This window comes from Streptomyces sp. NPDC088817 (genome assembly GCF_044750345.1).
Lineage (GTDB): Bacteria > Actinomycetota > Actinomycetes > Streptomycetales > Streptomycetaceae > Streptomyces.
In genome coordinates this window covers 95373-113728 of sequence record NZ_JBIVJN010000008.1, presented here as the reverse complement: position 1 = coordinate 113728, position 18356 = coordinate 95373, and the positions used below count along the sequence as shown (strand labels likewise).

Genomic DNA, 18356 nt, shown 5'->3' with positions numbered 1-18356 from the left:
GGAGTTACGGGCAGGACTCCCCGAACTTGACCGCCGTGAAGGACACCGGCTGCCCCTTCAGAGGGGTACCCGGACCCGGAGTCTGCGAGCACACCTGCCAGTTGCTCTCCACCAGCACCCAACGGTGGTGTGACGACGCGTCCTTCACCGTGAGCGACGTGTGCGCGTCGAGGGCGGCCCGGGCCGCCTTCACCGACTTCCCCCTGAAGCCGGGCATCCTTCCGCCCCGAACCGACGGCGGGGCCTGGTCCCTGCCGGGGCAGGACTCCTCCAGCTTGACGGCGCCGAAGTCCAGGGTCGTACCGGTCGAGACCGTCGTACCCGCCGCCACGTTCTGACTGCACACCTTCCAATTGCGGTCGAAGACCTGCATCCGGCCACGCCCCAGGGCGTCGTGCGACTTCAGCGAGCGGAAGCCCTGCTCCCGGGCGGCGTCCTGCGCGGACTGCAACCCCATGCCGACGAAGGCCGGCACCTTCTTCCGCTGATCAGCGCCCGGCTTGCCGTCCCGCGCCGGCCCGCTGCCACCCGGAGCGGCGGAGGCCGACGGCGACGAGCCCGGGCCGGCCGAGGAGCCGCCGCTCTCCGCCGGTTCGCAGGCAACGAGGGCGCCGGCCGCGGCACACGTCAGAACAGCGGCGACGAGACGAGTTCGCACGGATTCCCCCAAGTGCTGCCGGTACAGGCGAATAACGGTAGACCCATCATGAAAGAGGGGGCAGCTCCGACCGCTCGGTCCCGGACAACTTGCGCGTACGCGTCAACGGTATGTTGGACAGGCCAAGTACCTGTACATGGCGAGGAACGGTCGGAATGAACGGGGCATGTCGACCTGGCGCGGGTGGCTTCAAGTCGCCTGCGCGGTCGGGCCGTTCCCCGGGTACTCCGCCCGTCACGACGCCGTATCGCGCGGCACGCCTCTGCCGTGGACCAGCAGACGTATCCGAAGGGATCTGTTCGTGACGAGTCAGCAGCACACCGGTTCACGTCGCCGCTCCTTCGAGGTCTCGGTGGGCGCCGTGGGTGCGGTCGCGATGGCGATAGCCCTCAGCGGCTGCTCCAGCGGTCCGGACTACCAGGGCACCTGCGTGGACAAGCTGACGCAGAAACGCGTGTCGGACAGTCACTGCGACACCGGCGGATCCGGCGGAGCCGCCGGCGGGGCGGGCGGGACCGGCGGAAAGAACTACGGCTGGTGGTACACCCCGCGCGGCGAGAAGGCCCCCGCCGTCGGGCAGAAGGTCGACCTGAGCAAGGGCGGCGGCTCGTTCACCGCGCCGAGGTCCGGCAACGTCGTCCGCGGCGGCTTCTCCGCCAAGGGCGGATCGGTCGGCGGCTGACCCATGCAACGCGAACCCCGCACGCCGAGACCCGGCTGGGAGCGGACGGTGCTCCGGTCCGGCCTTCCGTTCCACACCGAAACCCTGCCGGACGGCCGCACGTTGCCCTACTGGAACGAGAGCGCCGCCTACGTACTCACCCCGCGGGAGGTGGACCACCTGGAGGACGTCACCGAGGAACTGCACGCCATGTGCGTGGCGGCGGCCCGGCACGTCCTGGAGAAGGACGACGTCGAACGCCTCGGCATCGACCCCCGCTGGACGAGACCGATGCTCGAAACCCTCGACGACGACTCACCGAGCATCTACGGCCGGTTCGACTTCGCCTGGGACGGCACCGGCGACGTCAAGTTGTACGAGTACAACGGCGACGTACCGGCGGCCCTGCTCGAAGCCGCAGTGCTGCAGTGGCAGTGGCTCGAGGACGTGCACCCGGAGCGCGACCAGTTCAACACGATCCACGAGCGCCTGGTACGGACGTGGCGGAGTCTGGCTCCGCGGCTGGGCGGCCGGGTCCACTTCGCGCACTCCGTCGACGAACCCGACGAGGACGTCATCACGACGGCGTACCTGCGGGACACGGCCGTCGAGGCGGGCCTGCCCACGGTCGGCCTGACGATGGAGGACATCGGCTGGCACAGCGGGATCGGGCGTTTCGTGGACCTGAGCGACGTCCCCATCGAATCCTGTTTCAAGATGTACCCGTGGGACTGGGCGTTCGAAAGCCTCTTCGCCCCGCAGTTGGAGGCCGAGCCCTGTTCGACGCGGTGGCTGGAGCCGATGTGGAAGGCGCTGCTGTCCACGAAGGGGATCCTCGCGGTGCTGTGGGAGCTCTACCCCGGTCACCCGAACCTCCTGCCGTCCTACCTCGACGGGCCCCGCGACCTCGCCGAATGGGTCGCCAAGCCCCTGTGGGGCTGGGAGGGCGCCTCGATCAAGGTCCGTTCCGCCGGGCACCACTTCGACCAGGCGGGCTCGTTCGACGACGGGCCCTTCCTGTTCCAGGAGTTCCACCGGCCGCCGTCCTTCGACGGCAACCACATGGTGATCGGCTCGTGGGTCGTCGGCGGCAGGTCGGCCGGCATCGGCATCCGCGAGTCCGACCGGATCGTCACCGACCGCCGGGCCCGTTTCGTCCCCCACCTCATCGACGCGCCCCGCTCCACTCCGGAGCAGGTCGCGCACTGGCTGCGTGACAGCTGACCGCGGGGCCGCTCACGCCGCCGGCAGACTGACGCCGAGCGCGATCAGGACGGCCACCTTCACGGCCTCCAGGGCCACATAGGCGAGGTGGCCGCGCTCGCGACGGCGGCCGCCGTGGTGTTCATCGACGTGTCACCTTTTCCGAGTACGTGCTGCGCGTGCGGGAACCACCGGGGCCCGTCACGTCATTCACCCGGCGCCGTCACCGGCGCCACCGTCGGGCGGGCGGCCAGGTGGGCCAGGCAGGAGTCGGGTTCCGCGAACGGTTCCAGGCCGGTCGCGACCAGCGGGGTCCGCAGCTCGGCCAACGCGCCCTGTATCAGGCCCAGATGGATCGGGCACACCAACTGACCCTGTTCCTCGGCCAGTTCCAGGAAGGGGCAGTGGCGCAGCCGGATCCGTTCCGGCGGCTCCCCGGCACCACCGCCCTCGGGCTCGGGGGCGAAGCCGAGGTCGTCGAGGAGGGCGACGAGCCGGGCCGCCGCCCGTTCGGCCGTGGGCGGTGGCGAGGGCGGCAGCGGGTCGACCAGGAAGCCGCCCCAGGCGCGGCCCGCGTCCGTCGCGGCCTCCCGCGCGGCGGGGCCCTGGGACGCCAGTTGCCCGAGCAGGATCTGCGCCAGCAGCCGGTAACCGCGCGTGCCCCGGCGGTCCATGCCGGGCCGGGGGGCGTAGACGGTACGGGGCCGGCCGGGCCCGGAGGGTTCCTCGACCCGGCGTACGACGACTCCCTCGGCCACCAGGGCGTCGAGATGGAAGCGCACGGTGTTGGGGTGCAGCCCGATCCGCTCGGCGGCCTCCGCGACCCCCAGCGGCCCGCCCGAGGCCCGCAGCACGTCCAGCACCTCGCGTCGACGGGGGCTCTCCCGTGGGGCGGTCACGTCCACTCAGCTCTTCTCACCCGAAGCTCCTTGGCGGAAGCATTTTTCACGAATCCTACATGTAATAATCGTTGGCTCTGGGACACAGCCCCGGCGGACCGAGATGAGGGGTGCACGATGACATCGCCTTCCGAGCCAGGGCCGGCCGGCCGCGCGGCGCCGAAGCCGGAACAGGAACCGGAACAGGAACCGCAACCGCGGGTCCTGTGCGACGCCCGGGCGCTGGCCGACGCCCCTCCGGTACCGGGCGGCGTGCTGTGGAAGCTGAACGAGTCCGGACGCCAGCTCGACGCGAACGTCGTACGGCTGGCGCCCGGTACGGGCGTGGCGCCGCACCGCGAACGGGACCTGGACGTCCTGCTGTTCGTCGTCGCGGGCAGCGGCGTCCTCGGCGCGGGCACCGGTGACGAGCCGCGGCGGCTGACCGAGGGCGCGACGGTCTGGCTGCCGCACGGCTCCACCCGCAGCCTCACCGCGGGCACGGACGGACTGGCCTACCTGACCGTCCACCGGTGCCGCCCCGGCATGCGGATCCGCCCCCATGGTGAGGCTTCCTGATCACGTTCTAGGGTTCCCCCGTGACTGCCTTTACCGATGAGACCGATCAGAACGGTGAGAACGCGCCCGGCCGTTACGGCCGCACCGCCACCACCGAGGCCGACCCGCGCGAGGTCGGCCGGGTGCACACCGAGTACTCACCCGCGCACGACGGCGACCCGGACCCCGGGGAGATCGTCTGGACCTGGGTGCCCTTCGAGGAGAACGACGGCCGCGGCAAGGACCGGCCGGTGCTGGTGGTGGCCCGCGAGGCCGCCGGGACGCTCCTGGCCGTGCAGCTGTCCAGCAAGGCGCACGACGGCGTCCGCGAGTGGGTGGCCATCGGCAGCGGCCCCTGGGACCGGTCGGGGCGGGACTCGTGGGTGGACGTCGACCGGGTGCTGCGGCTGCACGAGGACGGCATGCGCCGCGAGGCGTGCGCGCTGGACCGGATGCGGTTCGGCCTCGTGGTGCACCGCCTCCAGGAGCGCTACGGCTGGAGCTGACGCGACGGCCGCGCCCCACGGCGCGCACATCACCCGGTCGGAGTAGCAGCGGACCCGGGGCCCGGAGTGCCCGCGGGACTCCCGTGCGGGCAGCGGACCCGCACGGAGGCGCCGGGCTCCCGGCACCGCGGGTGAGCGTCGGAAATATCGCGGATACGGAGATTCAGCGCCATGATTGTCGCGTTTTGCACCCTTGTGCGAATCGGTTGGAGGGTTTTGGCTGGGACGGTGCGGCCCCGGCCCGGCCCTCCGACCGCCGGGCCGGTGGCATGGTGGAATCTCAGGAGGATCCCGACATGTCCGATGCGCAACCCACCTCGGCGGGCGGCCGTACGGAGTCCCGTACCGCCGTCTCCGAAGCCGAGGCCGAGGCTCTGGTCAGCGGCATCTGCTTCAAGACCGGACCGCCCCGCACCCTCGGGGTCGAAGTGGAATGGCTCGTCCACGAGCTGCGTTCGCCGCGGCTCCCCGTCACACCCGAACGTCTCGAAGCGGCCTACGCCGCACTGCGGACCATGCCCCTGAGGTCGGCGTTCACCGTCGAACCCGGCGGCCAGCTGGAACTGAGCTCGCCGCCCGCCGCCTCCCTGATGGAGTGCATCGGTACCGTATCCGCCGACCTCGACACCGTCCGCGCCGTACTGGCCGGTGACGGACTCCGTCTCGTCGGTGTCGGCCACGATCCCTGGCACACCCCCCGCAGATTCCTGCGCGAGCGGCGCTACGACGCCCTGGAGGCATGCCTGGACCGCGGTGGTCCGGCCGGCCGGCACATGATGTGCGCCTCGGCGTCCGTGCAGGTCTGCGTGGACGCCGGCCACGAGGAGCCCGGACCGCTCGGCCACGGGCGCCGCTGGTGGCTGGCGCACCACCTGGGCGCGGTGCTGGTGGCCGCGTTCGCCCACTCCCCGCTGGTGGCGCGGCGGCCCACCGGCTGGCGCTCCACCAGGCAGCTCATGTGGATGGAGATCGGCCCCGGCCGGGCCGGCGCCCCGGCGCTGAACGGCAGTCCCCGCGCCGCCTGGGCCCGCCATGTACTGGACGCGCCGGTGATGTGCGTACGGCACGAGGACCGGCCGTGGGAGGTGCCCGACGGGCTCACCTTCCGCGAGTGGATCGGCTCGGGCCGGCCCAGGCCGCCGACCCGGGACGACCTCGACTACCACCTCACGACGCTGTTCCCGCCGGTCCGGCCGCGCGGGCACCTGGAACTGCGCATGATCGACGCGCAGCCCGGCGACGACGGGTGGATCGTGCCGCTGGCGGTCACCGCGGCGCTCTTCGACGACCCGGAGGCGGCGGAGACCGTCTACCGGGTGGTGAAGCCGCTGGCCGAGCGGTCCGGGCCGCTGCCCGCGCCGCACAATCCGCTGTGGGCCGAGGCGGCCCGTTCCGGGCTCGCCGACCCCGATCTGCGCGAGGCGGCCGCTGCCTGCTTCGCCGCCGCCGTGAGGGCCCTGCCCCGGCTCGGCGCCACCACCGGGGTCACGGACGCCGTCGCGGCGTTCCAGGACCGCTACGTACGCCGGGGCCGCTGCCCCGCCGACGACCTGCTGGACCGGCTGCGCGGCGCGGAGCCGCCCCGGCCCGGCCCGCGCACCGCCCGGGCAACCCCCACCGCCCACGGGAAGGACATCGCGCCATGACCGATCCCGCCCGCGACGCCGGGACACCCGACGCAGAGAGCTTCGCCACCAAGACCTTCGACACCGAGACGTTGGATCCGCGGGCGTTCGACGCGGAGACGCTGCGCGAGCGCGCGCTGCGCTCGCTCAGCACGGCCCGTGACCGCACCACGCTGCTGACGAGCTGCGTGGAGGAGCCCGACCTCACCGCCCAGCACTCGCCGCTGATGTCCCCGCTGGTGTGGGACCTCGCCCACATCGGCAACCAGGAGGAGCTGTGGCTGCTGCGGGCGGTCGGCGGCCGCGAGGCGATGCGCCCCGAGATCGACAGCCTCTACGACGCCTTCGAGCACCCGCGCTCCGAACGCCCCTCGCTGCCCCTGATGGCCCCCGACGAGGCCCGGGGCTACGCGTCCGAGGTGCGCGGACGGGTGCTGGACGTACTGGAGTCCACCGCGTTCCACGGCACCCGGCTGACCGAGGCCGGCTTCGCCTTCGGCATGATCGCGCAGCACGAGCAGCAGCACGACGAGACCATGCTGATCACCCACCAGCTCCGCCGGGGCCCGCAGGCCCTCACCGCGCCGGACCCGGAGCCGGCCCCGCCGTTCACGGGTCCACCCGAAGTGCTCGTGCCCGGCGGCCCGTTCACCATGGGCACCTCCACCGAACCGTGGGCGCTGGACAACGAGCGGCCCGCGCACGTGCGCGAGGTGCCGCCGTTCTGGATCGACACCACCCCGGTGACCAACGCCGCCTACCGGGCCTTCGTCGAGGACGGCGGCTACACCGACCCCCGCTGGTGGGCGCCGGACGGCTGGGCCCACATACGGCAGCACGGCGTCGACGCGCCGCTGTACTGGCGGCGTGAGGGCGGGCAGTGGCTGCGGCGCCGGTTCGGCGTCACCGAGGCCGTACCGCCCGACGAGCCGGTGCTGCACGTGTGCTGGTACGAGGCCGACGCCTACGCCCGCTGGGCCGGACGCCGGCTGCCCACCGAGGCCGAGTGGGAGAAGGCGGCACGCCACGACCCGGTGAGCGGGCGCTCCACGCGCTATCCGTGGGGCGACGCCGACCCGGCGCCGGAGCACGCCAACCTCGGTCAGCGGCATCTGCGCCCGGCGCCGGCCGGCAGCTATCCGGCAGGTGAATCGCCGCTCGGCGTACGGCAGTTGATCGGAGACGTGTGGGAGTGGACGGCGAGCGACCTCCACCCCTACCCGGGCTTCACCGCGTTCCCGTACAAGGAGTACTCGGAGGTGTTCTTCGGGCCGGAGTACAAGGTGCTGCGCGGCGGTTCGTTCGCCGTGGACCCGGTGGCCTGCCGGGGCACGTTCCGCAACTGGGACTACCCGGTCCGGCGGCAGATCTTCTCCGGGTTCCGCACGGCCCGTTCGGAGCGCGGCTGATGTGCCGCCATCTGGCGTACCTGGGACCGGAGGAGCCGCTCGGCCGGTACCTCGTGGAGCCGCCGTACAGCCTGTACCGGCAGGCGTGGGCGCCCCGGCACCAGCGGCACGGGACGGTCAACGCCGACGGCTTCGGGGTGGGCTGGTACGCGGAGGGCGACCCGGTGCCGGCCCGCTACCGCCGGGCGGGGCCCGTCTGGGCCGACCGGTCCTTCGCCGACCTGGCCCGGGTGGTACGCACCTCGGCGCTGCTGGCCGCGGTGCGGGACGCGACCCTCTCGGGCGCGGACGCGGAGGCCGCGGCGGCGCCGTTCGCCACGGGCACCTGGCTGTTCAGCCACAACGGCGCCGTGACCGGCTGGCCCGACTCGCTCGCCGCGGTGTCCCGTTCCCTGCCACCGCGGGACCTGCTGTCGCTGGAGGCCCGCAACGACTCGGCGCTCGTGTGGGCGCTGGTGCTGGCCCGGCTGCGCGGCGGCGACGAGGAGGGGCAGGCACTCGCCGACACCGTCCTGGAGGTCGCCGCGGCGGCCCCCGGCTCGCGGCTCAACCTGCTGCTCACCAACGGCGAGACGATCACCGCGACCGCCTGGGGCGACAGCCTGTGGTACCTGGCCGAGCCAGGCCGCCGCACGGTGGTGGCCTCCGAGCCGTACGACGACGACCCGCACTGGCGTCAGGTGCCCGACCGCACCCTGCTCGCGGCGAGCCGCACGGACGTCCTGCTCACCCCGCTCAAGGACCCCACCGAGGAACCGGCACCCGCACGACCCGAGGAGCCCCGCACGTGAGTGAGTTCCGCGTCACCCGCACCCTGCCCGAGGACGCCATGGCCGCGGCCCTGCGCGCCGACGTCCTGAACGGACTGACCTCCGACCCCAAGACGCTGCCGCCGAAGTGGTTCTACGACGCGCACGGCAGCGAGCTGTTCGAGCGGATCACCGAACTGCCCGAGTACTACCCGACCCGCGCCGAGCGGGAGATCCTCGCCGGCCGCGCGGCCGAGATCGCCGCCGCGCTGCCCGCCCGCACCCTCGTCGAACTGGGCTCCGGCTCCTCGGAGAAGACGCGGCTGCTGCTCGACGCGCTGCCCCGGCTGCACACCTACGTCCCCGTCGACGTCAGCGACTCCGCGCTGGAACAGGCCGGACGGGCCCTGGTCGCCGAGCGGCCCGGGCTGAACGTGCACGCGCTGATCGCCGACTTCACGGCCGGCCTGTCCCTGCCCCCCTCCCCCGGCCCGCGCCTGGTGGCGTTCCTGGGCGGCACGATCGGGAACCTGCTGCCCGGCGAACGGGCGGAGTTCCTGGCCTCGGTACGCGCCCTGCTCTCCCCCGGCGACGCGCTGCTGCTCGGCACCGACCTGGTCAAGGCCGAGGACGTGCTGGTCAGGGCGTACGACGACGCGTCCGGAGTGACGGCCGCGTTCAACAGGAACGTCCTGCACGTGGTCAACCGCGAGTTGGGCGCCGACTTCGAGCCGGACGCCTTCGACCACGTGGCCCTCTGGGACCCGGCCAACGAGTGGATCGAGATGCGGCTGCGCTCCCGCACCGAACAGACCGTGAAGGTCCACGCGCTCGACCTCGCCGTCCACTTCGCGGCGGGCGAGGAACTGCGCACCGAGGTCTCGGCGAAGTTCCGCGAGACCCGGGTGAGCGCGGAACTGGCTGCGGCGGGACTGGAGTTGGAGAGGTGGTGGACCGACGGGGAGGAACGCTTCGCGCTGTCGCTGAGTGTGGTGGCGTGACGGAGGGTGGGACCTGAACCTCCGTGGGGGCCCTCCAGGGCATTGTCCGGAGGGCCCCCACGGAGGGCCGTGGGTGGCTGGCTAGCTCAACTGCCCGGTGATCCGCCGTGAGGCCCGGCGGGCCTCCGTCGACGGGTCACCGCCGGAGAGGACCTTCGACATGTAGTCCTTGATCGGGTTGTCGGCCTCGACCGTGGCCCACTCGGGCGTGTTGGGGGTCGCCCGGCCGTGCGCGGCGCCCGCCGCCATGGCCGCGACCCCCTCCTCGCCCGCGACGGCGGCCGCGAGCTTCGGCTTGTTGGGGACGTAGTTCATGGTGCGGGCCAGTTCGGTGTCCCACTTGGCGCCGCTGAGGGCCGCAACGACCGCGACGGCGCCGTCCCGGTCGGTGGTGTTCCGGGGCACGACGAGGTCGGAACCGCCGGTGAACACCGTCCCCGGCCGGGCGGCGGTCTTGCCCGACACGGGGAAGAAGCCCAGCTTGTCCCCGAGGGCGGGGTTCTTCTCCACGATGGTCTGGGCGAGTCCGGGCACCGCCACGATCTGGGCCACCTTCCCCTCGGCGAACACCTCGCCCTGGGGCGGATGCTCCTCGTCGGCGTCGACCGGTCCCCCGCCGAGCGACTGGAGTTGGCGGTAGAACTCCATGCCGCGCAGCGCGGCCTCGCTGTCCAGGGCGCCCTTCCACCCGCCGGCGGTCTCCTTGGCGAGGTCCCCGCCCTCGTCCCAGATGAACCCGGAGAGCGTGTACCAGTCCTGTCCGGCGAGGTAGATCCCCTGGTTGCCGCCGGAGTCGAGTTTCGTGCTCGCGGCGAGCCACTCGGCCCGGGTGCGGGGCGGCTTGGCCACGCCGGCCTGCTCGAACAGGTCCTTGCGGTAGATGACGACCCGGTTGGCCGCGTACCAGGGGATGCCGTACTGCGAGGAGTTGTCCAGCCCGGGCTCGGCCAGGCCGGGCAGCCAGTCCTGCATGTCCCAGTCCCGCATCGACTCCAGTGTCAGATTGGTCAGCCTGCCGCCCGTGGCGTACTGCGCGACCTGGGTGTTGCCCACCTCGATGACGTCGGGGCCGTCCTCGGCGCGGTCCGCGAGCGCGGCCTGCACCTTCGGACCGATGCCGGTCCACTCCTGGATGCGGATGTCGAGACGCAGGTCGTCGTGGGTGCGTTCGAAGTCCTCGGTGAAGCGGTCCAGGAAGTCCTGGGACGCGCTGCCCTTCATCATCCACACGGTGACGGTGTGCCGCCCGCCTCCACCCTGCGACAGCACGCCGCAGGAGGAGACCAGGAAGGAGGACGCGCACAGCAGAGCGACTAGGCGAGGTCTCACGAGGGGTCCTGTTCTTTCCGAAGGCACAGGGAAGGGGCCCGACGTGGGGGGACGAGTTGGGGGCTCGCACGGGTGTGTGCGATTTTGGTATGGACCAATGCCCGGGTCAAGTGATGTCCGGCTCGCCGTACTTCTTCGTCTCGCGCCCCGGCTCGGCATACGGCACGGTGGAGTGACCCGCGCCCACACGTGCGCCCGGCGGCCGTGACGTCCCGGGCCCGTGTCACCGGCGCCGCCCGCCGAGAGGAGCCACCCTCATGACCGACCACACGTACCGGGTCATGGAGATCGTCGGCAGCTCGCACGAAGGCGTCGACCAGGCCATCCGCAACGCCATCACCCGCGCCTCGCAGACCCTGCGCAATCTGGACTGGTTCGAGGTGACCCAGGTCAGGGGCCAGATCGAGGACGGGCGGATCGAGCACTACCAGGTCGGCCTGAAGGTCGGCTTCCGGCTGGAGGAGGGTGACTGACGCAACCGCGCCCGTCACCCTCGTACGTCAGGTACGCCCCTCGGTCTCCTGCGCGGTCCTCAACTCGGCGGACGGCGCGGCCCAGCGGGCGCGCAGGACCGGGAACCCGGCCTGCTCGGCGTCCGCGCACACCAGCTCGTCGTCGTCCACCAGGACACGGACCTCCCGGCCGCGGGCGAGCCGCCGCAGGATCTCCAGCTTGGTGCGGCGGGCCGGCCTGCGGTCGCTGTCGCGTCGCATGTGCACGCGCCCCTCGGGCAGCCCGTGGGCGGCCAGCCAGTCGAGGGTGTCGCGGCGGCACCGCTCCGGCCGCCCGGTGAGGTACACGATCTCGCACTCCTGCGCGCTCCGGCGGGCCAGCTCCACGCCCTGTCCGAGCGGCGGATCCTCGGGCGCGGCCGCGAAGAAGCCGTCCCAGTCGCGCGGGCGGCGCTGGAGGAAGCGCTGCCGGTGCGCCGTGTCCGCGAGGGTGTTGTCCAGGTCGAACACGGCGAGCGGCCATCTGCTGCTGTCCGTCACCCCGCCAGCGTAGTCGCGCCCTCCCCTCGGCGGCCCGGGCACGCCATGGACCGGCGCCGTCCGGATGCGCGCCGCCCGGCCGCATCCCATGCTGGGTACATGCCCGGAGCACTGCCTGTGATCGTGCACCCGCCCTCCCCGACGGGCGGGCGGCGCGTCCGCGTGAACGGCGAGATCCTGGGGCTGGCCTACAGCGTCGCCGACGTCGCCGAGTTCCTGCGCCGCGCGGGGCTCGACGTCGACCCCGTGGAGGTCTCGGTCTCCCCGCTGATCGACTGGCGCGGGGGCGGCCCGGAGTACTGGGGCCCCGAGCCCGACCACACGCGGGGCTGAGCGCCGGGAGGGCGTGATCGCCGCGACTCAGGTCGTCTCCGTCACGCGCGTCCTGTGGATGGTGGCTCCGCCGCCCGCGCCGACGGCGGCCACCACGGCCTGGTGCAGTTCCCGGCTGTGCCGCTCGGTACGGCAGGGCACCGGGCTTCCGGTGAGGGTGAACCATTCGGAGGTGCCGGTGTACCCGACCGTCACGTCGGCCTCGTTGCCGTCCCAGGTGGTGTGGACGGTCAGGTTGCCGGTGACGACCCCGGCCTCGTCCGTTCGTACGCCGCCCCGGCCGGTGAAGACCCCGGGGGTGGTCCATGATGCCCAGGCCATGCCGTCAACCTTCTTCCCTGCTCCCGCGCTCGGGTCCCGCGCACCTTCCACAGTCACCCGGCAGCCCCCCGTGTGTCATGGGGCCACATGGCCCACGGCCCCAGGCAGGGTGGCCTTCCACGCCGCCCAGGGCAGTGCAGCCCACCATCCGTGCGGCGGACGCCGTCAGGTCGCTCATGACACCTGCCTCGGTTCCGTACCTTCAGCTTGTCTCCCGCGCCCGCCTCGCGCACCCTGGCCCCATTGTCAGTGGCGGCCGCAAGACCGCCCGGGGTGATCGAGTCGGCCGGGAACCGGCAGCCCGAGCCGGGCAGGGTGGCCCTGGGCCCGACGCCCTTTTGTTGGCTCCCAACTCTGGTCAGTTGAGGGGCGGTTGCGGTGTGATGCCGGAATGGCCGACGGTTCCTCTCGAATCCTGCGGGTGTTGAGATACCTCGCGGCGTTCGTCATCCTGGCGGGCCTGGGCCTCGCATTGCTGGGACCTGTCTCCTGGCTGATCGCGGGAAGCACCGTCCGGGACATCAAGGACCCGAAGGACCGGGCGGCGGCCGTCAACCAGGTGCAGGTCACGGTGGGCGCCCTCCTCGGGACCGGTGCCGGACTCGGCGCGGTCACCTACACGATCCGTGGCTACCACCTCTCCCGTCGTGGCCAGGTCACCGAGCGCTACGGCAAGGCGGTGACCCAGCTGGCCTCGACGAACGTCGTGGAGCGGCTCGGCGGCGTCTACGCCCTGGAGCACGTGATGCGAGAGTCCGAGGAGGACCACCAGACCGTCGTCGAGGTCCTCGCCGCGTTCGTGCGCAACGCGTCCCCGGTCCGGCCCGGCAGATCCGTCGCGGGCGGCCCGCGGGAGGACGTCACCGCGGCCGTGACGGTCCTGGCCCGAAGACCCGTCCGCCCCGAGAAGCACCGGATCGACCTGCGCCGCAGCGACCTCACGGGACTGGAACTGCTGCCCGACCGGAACGGCCGGTGCCCGCGGCTCGCCGGCGCCGATCTGTGCGGGGTACGGCTGACCGGTGCCCGGATGCCGGGCGCGGAGCTGGCGGACGCGTGGCTGGCCGGCGCGGACCTGGCGGGGGCCGATCTGCGGGGTGCGGACCTGTCCGGCGCCTGGCTGACCGGGGCGGTGCTGCGCGAGACCGTGCTGCGGGAGGCCCGGCTGGTGGCCGCGAAGCTCGACGAGGCCGTGCTGGACCGCACGCACTTCGACCGCGCCGACCTGAGCGACTCCTGGCTGAACCGGGCCACCCAGCGTGGTGCCTGGCTCGACGGTACGACGCTGACCCGGGCCTGGCTCTGCGACGTCGACCTGCGCGGCAGCCAGGGGCTGAACGAGGAGCAACTCCTGCAGGCCGGCTACCTGGCGAACACGAGGCCCCCGGCCCATTTGGAGAACAGGCCCCGGCTGGCCCGGCTGGCCACCGACTGGGCCAACCGCCCCCAGCGCCACCTGCCCACGCCGCACCCCTTCCCCTGGCCCCTCACCTGAGCAGGTCGCGACGCAGCCGGCCCGCGTCGGAGAAGAGGAAGGCCCTGATTCCCAGCGCCTTCGCGCCCGACACATTGGCCTCGCGGTCGTCCACGAAGACGACCTCCCCCGCGCTCGCCCCGAGGATGTCCAGCGCTCTTCGGTAGCAGCCGGGTTCGGGCTTGGCCGCGTTGATCTCGCTGCTGCAGATCACCTCCTCGAACGCCGCGAGCCAGGGCAGTTCGTGCAGGGCGGCGGCCAGGGACAGCGGCGCGTTGGACAGGACGGCCAACCGGACACCGGACGCCAGGAGTTCGTCGGCCACCCGCAGCGTCTCCCGGTCCGGGAACAGCCAGCTCGCCACGTCCATCGTGTCCAGGGTGCGGATCAGTTCGGGTGGCCATCCGGTGCCCAGCCGGGCGGCGACGTTCGTCCAGTACGCGTCGCGGGTGACCTCCCCGGCGTCGTAGGGCTGCCGCTCGGCCCAGTAGGCGTCCCAGAACGGGGTGAACCCGGCTCCGGCGACGGCGGCCATCCGGCGACGCGCCTGCTCCGGCTGGTGCTGCCCGAGCACCCCCGCGAAGTCGCTGAGCAGCCAGGCGGGGCGGGGCGCGGCGGACGCGTCGGACATGCGGCTCCTCGTGTCTCAGGCCGGGATGTCAAGGAACTCCCGGTGTTTCCAGGCGAGTTTCAGGCAGGCGCGGGCGGCCGGCAGGGTGGTCGGGGCTTCGGCGTAGGAGTGGACGGTGGCCTCGTCGAAGGGCAGGCCCTGATACGGGCGCTTCTTCCGGCCCAACAGGAGGGAGACGGCCCCGGGGAGCCGGTCCCGGCCCGGCAGCCGATCGTCCTCGGTGAGCGGCCGGCCGCCGGGGCCCTCGATGGCTCCCTCGTCCACTTCCCTCTTCATGTCCGCGAAGGTCTGGTCGAAGAGCCGGTCCTCGAAGACACAGACCAGGAGGATCTCCGGCTTCCAGGTGAGCGGATACAGGCCGGTCCCCAGGTAGTGGAGCCGGGCACCGCCGCCGCGCAGCGCCGACTCGACCGCGGCGTGGCGGGCCATGAAGTCGACCGGTGACTCCTTGGACGTCGGGTCGGCCAGGTCGGCGGCGCCCAGCAGTTCCTCCGCGTACTCGCGGATGACAGTCGCCCGGATGTCGAAGTCCTCACCGCCGGTCGCCCGGTCGCCGACGTGGCCGCCGGAGGGCTGGAACTCGCCCGCCGGGACGACGTGCACCGTGCCCCGGGCCGTGGCGACGTCGGTCCGCCGGTGCAGATAGAACGTCGACCGAACGGTCCGGTCACGCGAGGTGCGCACGGTGAGCGTGTTGATGCCGGGGGTCGCGCAGCGGCGGACGAAGTCGAAGGGGCTGTTCAGCCAGCGCCGGTAGCGTCCGACGACGGTCGCGCCGCCGGATTCGGCGTAGCAACGCGCGGCCTCGTAGCCGAGTGCCTCACCGGTGTCGTACCAGTCGAAGTACGAACCCCGCGTGAAGCGCAGGGTGGTCGTGCGGTCCTCGCAGCCGGCGGCCGGGGGCTCCAGGCCGAGCAGCCGGAACGAGTCGGCGTCGAAGAAGTGGGCGGCCCCGTCGAACCGTTGCACGGCGGCGGAGTAGGTGGGCACAGGGCTGCCCGCGATCCGTGGCCAGTAGGGCGCCAGTTGCCGTCGGGCCGCGGCGAACGTGTCCTTGCGGGGCGGGGTGTAGAGCAGCCGGATGTGGTCCAGGGACAGCGGCTGCGGCGGGATCCAGCCGCGCCGGGTCAGCAGCGGCACCTCGGGGGCGGCGAGGTCGGCGACCTGCTCCTGGAGCGATCTGACGATGAGGGGCGCGACCGACTCCTTCAACGCCCGGTGCACGTGCCTGAAACGGTCCTCGTGCAGCCGTTCGTCCGCGGCGGCTCGACGCTGAGGCATGGCAGCTCCTGGCACACTCGCCGGACGTCCGACGGCAAGCGTGACAGACCCCGGGCCTCGCGCGCCACCGGTCCGCACCGGGAGCCCCCGTCGGCCGCGGCTTCCCCCGGATGAGCGATGACGGCCGACACGTCATCGCTCCCGGTGCTCCGGATCGACTGCGGGGCCGGCCGGACGAGGCCGGCGGAATCACGGTGGGTGGACGGCGTGTCCTCTGTCGCTCTCAGTGGTGGTACTGGGTGTGGGCAAGGGCGGGCGGCGTCCTGCTCATGTACCAACCGTCACAGCGGGCGCCGATGAGGTCCGAAGGCCAGTCCGCCGTTTCGACGGCGGCGGTGTAGACGGCGTCACCGAACGCCACGATGGTGTGGTGCGGGTCGGGGGTCTGCCTGAGTGCGTCCCACGGCAGCAGAACCAGACCGGCGTCAGGATGCCAGGCGGCGCCGTCGACACCCCACGACCGGTTCTCCAGACCATCCGGCTGGGGCCAGATGTAGGCGTACATGCCCAGGTCCTGAGCATCGGGACTGCCGAAGGAGAATCCGACCGAGACATACGCCTCGGTCTGGGCGTTCTGCTGGAAGGCCGGACCGTGGGCGGGTGGCACGGTGGGCTGCGCCCTGTAGCGCGTGGCGGACAGGTCGAAGCCGCCCCACATGACCCCGACCCGCGGATGGTGCCCCAGGTAGGGCGCCTGCCACGCCTCGAGCCCGTGGGTGGCCAGATTCAGTGCTGTCCAGATCAGCCGGGCCGTACGGTGATCCCAGTGGCGTACGACCTGATCGTCTCCGAACGTCGCCGGGGCATCGGGAATCTCGCAGATCAGCGAGGTGCGCGGCCCGCGCAGGCCGAGTTCGCCCGCCGCGGCGCAGAACGACGCGTAGAACGAGGCGAGTGACCCGTCGGACAGGGGCAAGGTCCGCGAGTCCCTGTCGGTCTCGATCACCACGTCGCCGTCGAGCAGCCGGTGGTGCACGCTGAAGGTCACGTCCTGCTGCCGGAACGTCCGCGTCCTGAGCCCACGGGGAGTGACATCGAGGACGATGTTTCCCCAGCCGACTTCGAACGGCTCGTCGAGGGTGTACTTGCCCGCGACCTGTACCAACCGGTTCACGTAGGCGACCATCGGAGCCAGGTCCTCGTGGACCAGCACCGGCCACTCCTGAAGAGGTGCGCTCACGACGAGCCTCCCAGCCTGTCGATCAGCGGTTCGCACCGGAAACACCGGCAACACCGCAGTGCCACCCACCATTCTCGTACGCCGCCCCGCATCCTGCCCGCTCGGTGGCGCCGCGCATCCCCCCACGTGCGTCAGACGCCCGCGGAGGTGGCCCGACGCAGGTTCACGGGGCCCTCAGCGCGAGGGGACGGTCACGGGCAGGGCACCTCGCCGGGCCTGTTGCGGCCGAGTCGTTCATGCGCGCTGACGAAATGCCCGGAGACGGCCGCAGAGACCGTCGAGAGGTCGAGGGCGAGGGCGAAGCCGGCGATCACTTCGGCCAGGCGGACGGCGCTTCCTTTCCCCGTGCAGCCCATCACCTCCAGGAGGTCGCGCTGGGCGGGAAGGTGGGTGCCGCCGCCGACCGTCCCGACCGCCAGGCCGGGGAGGGTCATGCTGGCGTAGACGCCGCCGTCCGATGCCGGTTCGAGGATGAACTGCCCCACGCTCGACTCATGGACGCACGCGATGTCCTGACCCGTCGCGGTGAAGATCGCCGCCACGATGTTGGCGGCGTTCGCGGTGGAGCCCAGCACTCCGCCGTGGACGGCCCCGGACGCGATGTGGTGATAGCCCATGGTCAGTTCCTCGGGCGTCGTGTTCAGAACACGCTTGACGATGCCCGCGGGAAGGACACAGTCGGCGGTCACCCTGATGCCGCGGCCCTCCGTCATGCTCTGGGAGGAGGCCTTCTTGTCGCCCGACGTGTTTCCCTCGATGATGAAGGTGTCGAGTTCCCGGCTGTCCACCAAGTGGTCCTGTCCCAGGATCCATTGACAGGCGTGCCAGGTGCAGGCAGTGGTCATGTTCTGGCCGGCCGCGTCCCCGGTGGTGTACGTGAACTTCAGGTGGACGGTCCTGCCCAGCACGGCGGGCTCGACCGAGACGAGCTCGGCGTGCCGCGACACCTGCCGGACGACGGCTCGGAGATCGTTGAGGTACTGGCCGATCGTCAACGCGAAGAGCCTGGCGGCCGGCATCCTGGAGAAGGCGAACACCGGTGCGCGCGTCATGCTCTGCGAGACGGCACAGGTGCTGACTCCGCCCGCCATGGTGACGGCCAGCGATCCACGGGTCGCCGACGAGACCAGGGCGCCCTCCGTGGTCGCCATGGGTGCGTAGATCTCGCCCTGCACGTTCTCCCCGCGGAACAGCAGCGGCCCCGCCAGGCCGACCGGGATCTCGACGCTTCCGACGAACCCCTCGATGTTTCCGGTCAGTCGTCCGGCGTCGAGTCGCGTCCGGTCCAGGGAACGCAGACCGGTCCCGGTCACCGAGCGGATCCAGTCGAGCCGTTGGAGCCGAGCCGACTCCGTGTAACTTCCTCTGGCGGGAACGTACCGTCCCACGGAACGGACTTGGCGGGCCTCACGCGGGTCTTCTCGCAGGCTCATGCGGCATCACTTTCCTTTTCATGGATCCGTTGACAACGTCTTCGTGCGCCGGCTTCCGGCGGCTCGCAACTCCCCCGGACAGCCCAACGAGCACACCCCCTTCACGTCACCTCCACGTCTGCCCCCGCCGGGCG

At 72.1% G+C, this 18356-nt stretch carries 20 protein-coding genes; 11 read left to right on the top strand and 9 right to left on the bottom strand.

The genetic code is table 11. The features are described from left to right. Nucleotides 1-4 precede the first annotated feature (4 nt). On the bottom strand, nucleotides 5-658 hold the full coding sequence (locus ACIP4X_RS16840) for a PASTA domain-containing protein (RefSeq protein ID WP_391454585.1): 654 nt from the start codon (nucleotides 656-658) through the stop codon (nucleotides 5-7). A gap of 301 nt (nucleotides 659-959) precedes the next feature. Here ACIP4X_RS16840 and ACIP4X_RS16835 point away from each other — a divergent pair, with 301 nt between their 5' ends. Next, nucleotides 960-1340, top strand: coding sequence for a hypothetical protein (locus tag ACIP4X_RS16835; RefSeq protein ID WP_391454586.1), 381 nt, complete (start codon nucleotides 960-962; stop codon nucleotides 1338-1340). Nucleotides 1341-1343: 3 nt separating this feature from the next. Beyond that, nucleotides 1344-2543, top strand: a complete 1200-nt coding sequence (locus ACIP4X_RS16830; protein WP_401348930.1) for a glutathionylspermidine synthase family protein — start codon at nucleotides 1344-1346, stop codon at nucleotides 2541-2543. Between the two features lie 185 nt (nucleotides 2544-2728). Here the strand turns inward: ACIP4X_RS16830 and ACIP4X_RS16825 are convergent, their stop codons facing one another. Beyond that, on the bottom strand, nucleotides 2729-3421 hold the full coding sequence (locus tag ACIP4X_RS16825; RefSeq protein ID WP_391454587.1) for a helix-turn-helix domain-containing protein: 693 nt from the start codon (nucleotides 3419-3421) through the stop codon (nucleotides 2729-2731). Between the two features lie 117 nt (nucleotides 3422-3538). Between ACIP4X_RS16825 and ACIP4X_RS16820 the strand changes: the two genes are divergently transcribed. From ACIP4X_RS16820 to egtD, 6 genes are all read left to right on the top strand, one after another. Next, entirely contained in the window at nucleotides 3539-3979 is a 441-nt protein-coding gene (locus ACIP4X_RS16820; RefSeq protein WP_391454588.1) for a cupin domain-containing protein, read from the top strand. Nucleotides 3980-3999: 20 nt separating this feature from the next. Further along, complete coding sequence (locus ACIP4X_RS16815; RefSeq protein WP_391454589.1) at nucleotides 4000-4464, top strand: type II toxin-antitoxin system PemK/MazF family toxin; 465 nt, start codon at nucleotides 4000-4002, stop codon at nucleotides 4462-4464. 296 nt (nucleotides 4465-4760) lie between these two features. Continuing rightward, a complete protein-coding gene (egtA, locus tag ACIP4X_RS16810; RefSeq protein ID WP_358729840.1) occupies nucleotides 4761-6110 on the top strand; it encodes an ergothioneine biosynthesis glutamate--cysteine ligase EgtA in 1350 nt (449 codons plus the stop codon). Beyond that, nucleotides 6107-7498 (top strand): ergothioneine biosynthesis protein EgtB, encoded by a 1392-nt coding sequence (gene egtB, locus ACIP4X_RS16805; protein ID WP_391454590.1) that lies wholly within the window; start codon nucleotides 6107-6109, stop codon nucleotides 7496-7498. Before egtA ends, egtB begins: the two co-directional genes overlap by 4 nt. Continuing rightward, entirely contained in the window at nucleotides 7498-8289 is a 792-nt protein-coding gene (gene egtC / locus ACIP4X_RS16800) for an ergothioneine biosynthesis protein EgtC (RefSeq protein ID WP_391454591.1), read from the top strand. Before egtB ends, egtC begins: the two co-directional genes overlap by 1 nt. Beyond that, nucleotides 8286-9248: an L-histidine N(alpha)-methyltransferase gene (gene egtD / locus ACIP4X_RS16795; RefSeq protein ID WP_358729843.1), complete on the top strand. Its 963-nt coding sequence runs from the start codon at nucleotides 8286-8288 to the stop codon at nucleotides 9246-9248. The genes egtC and egtD overlap by 4 nt, the downstream gene beginning before the upstream one ends. 81 nt (nucleotides 9249-9329) lie before the next feature. Here the strand turns inward: egtD and ACIP4X_RS16790 are convergent, their stop codons facing one another. Next, nucleotides 9330-10577 (bottom strand): extracellular solute-binding protein, encoded by a 1248-nt coding sequence (locus ACIP4X_RS16790; protein WP_401348923.1) that lies wholly within the window; start codon nucleotides 10575-10577, stop codon nucleotides 9330-9332. A gap of 257 nt (nucleotides 10578-10834) precedes the next feature. On the opposite strand from ACIP4X_RS16790, the gene ACIP4X_RS16785 reads away from it, so the two are divergent. Next, a complete protein-coding gene (locus ACIP4X_RS16785) occupies nucleotides 10835-11050 on the top strand; it encodes a dodecin (protein ID WP_401348920.1) in 216 nt (71 codons plus the stop codon). 27 nt (nucleotides 11051-11077) lie between these two features. Here the strand turns inward: ACIP4X_RS16785 and ACIP4X_RS16780 are convergent, their stop codons facing one another. Further along, the gene (locus ACIP4X_RS16780) at nucleotides 11078-11569 is read right to left on the bottom strand and encodes a hypothetical protein (protein WP_401348917.1); all 492 of its coding nucleotides are present in this window, start codon (nucleotides 11567-11569) and stop codon (nucleotides 11078-11080) included. Between the two features lie 99 nt (nucleotides 11570-11668). Between ACIP4X_RS16780 and ACIP4X_RS16775 the strand changes: the two genes are divergently transcribed. Beyond that, a complete protein-coding gene (locus tag ACIP4X_RS16775; protein WP_358729846.1) occupies nucleotides 11669-11902 on the top strand; it encodes a hypothetical protein in 234 nt (77 codons plus the stop codon). 27 nt (nucleotides 11903-11929) lie between these two features. On the opposite strand, the gene ACIP4X_RS16770 is transcribed toward ACIP4X_RS16775, so the two are convergent. Further along, nucleotides 11930-12223 (bottom strand): hypothetical protein, encoded by a 294-nt coding sequence (locus ACIP4X_RS16770; protein WP_358729847.1) that lies wholly within the window; start codon nucleotides 12221-12223, stop codon nucleotides 11930-11932. Nucleotides 12224-12614: 391 nt separating this feature from the next. On the opposite strand from ACIP4X_RS16770, the gene ACIP4X_RS16765 reads away from it, so the two are divergent. Further along, on the top strand, nucleotides 12615-13718 hold the full coding sequence (locus ACIP4X_RS16765) for a pentapeptide repeat-containing protein (RefSeq protein WP_358729848.1): 1104 nt from the start codon (nucleotides 12615-12617) through the stop codon (nucleotides 13716-13718). On the opposite strand, the gene ACIP4X_RS16760 is transcribed toward ACIP4X_RS16765, so the two are convergent. From ACIP4X_RS16760 to ACIP4X_RS16745, 4 genes are all read right to left on the bottom strand, one after another. Beyond that, nucleotides 13711-14328, bottom strand: a complete 618-nt coding sequence (locus ACIP4X_RS16760; protein WP_358729849.1) for an HAD family phosphatase — start codon at nucleotides 14326-14328, stop codon at nucleotides 13711-13713. The genes ACIP4X_RS16765 and ACIP4X_RS16760 overlap by 8 nt on opposite strands. Before the next feature lie 15 nt (nucleotides 14329-14343). Next, on the bottom strand, nucleotides 14344-15609 hold the full coding sequence (locus ACIP4X_RS16755; protein WP_358729850.1) for a hypothetical protein: 1266 nt from the start codon (nucleotides 15607-15609) through the stop codon (nucleotides 14344-14346). Between the two features lie 223 nt (nucleotides 15610-15832). Further along, nucleotides 15833-16789 carry a DUF5996 family protein gene (locus ACIP4X_RS16750; RefSeq protein WP_358729851.1) on the bottom strand — a complete coding sequence of 319 codons (957 nt, stop codon included), beginning with the start codon at nucleotides 16787-16789 and terminating at the stop codon, nucleotides 15833-15835. Between the two features lie 191 nt (nucleotides 16790-16980). Beyond that, nucleotides 16981-18222: a hydroxymethylglutaryl-CoA reductase gene (locus ACIP4X_RS16745; protein ID WP_358729852.1), complete on the bottom strand. Its 1242-nt coding sequence runs from the start codon at nucleotides 18220-18222 to the stop codon at nucleotides 16981-16983. Between the last annotated feature and the right edge of the window lie 134 nt (nucleotides 18223-18356).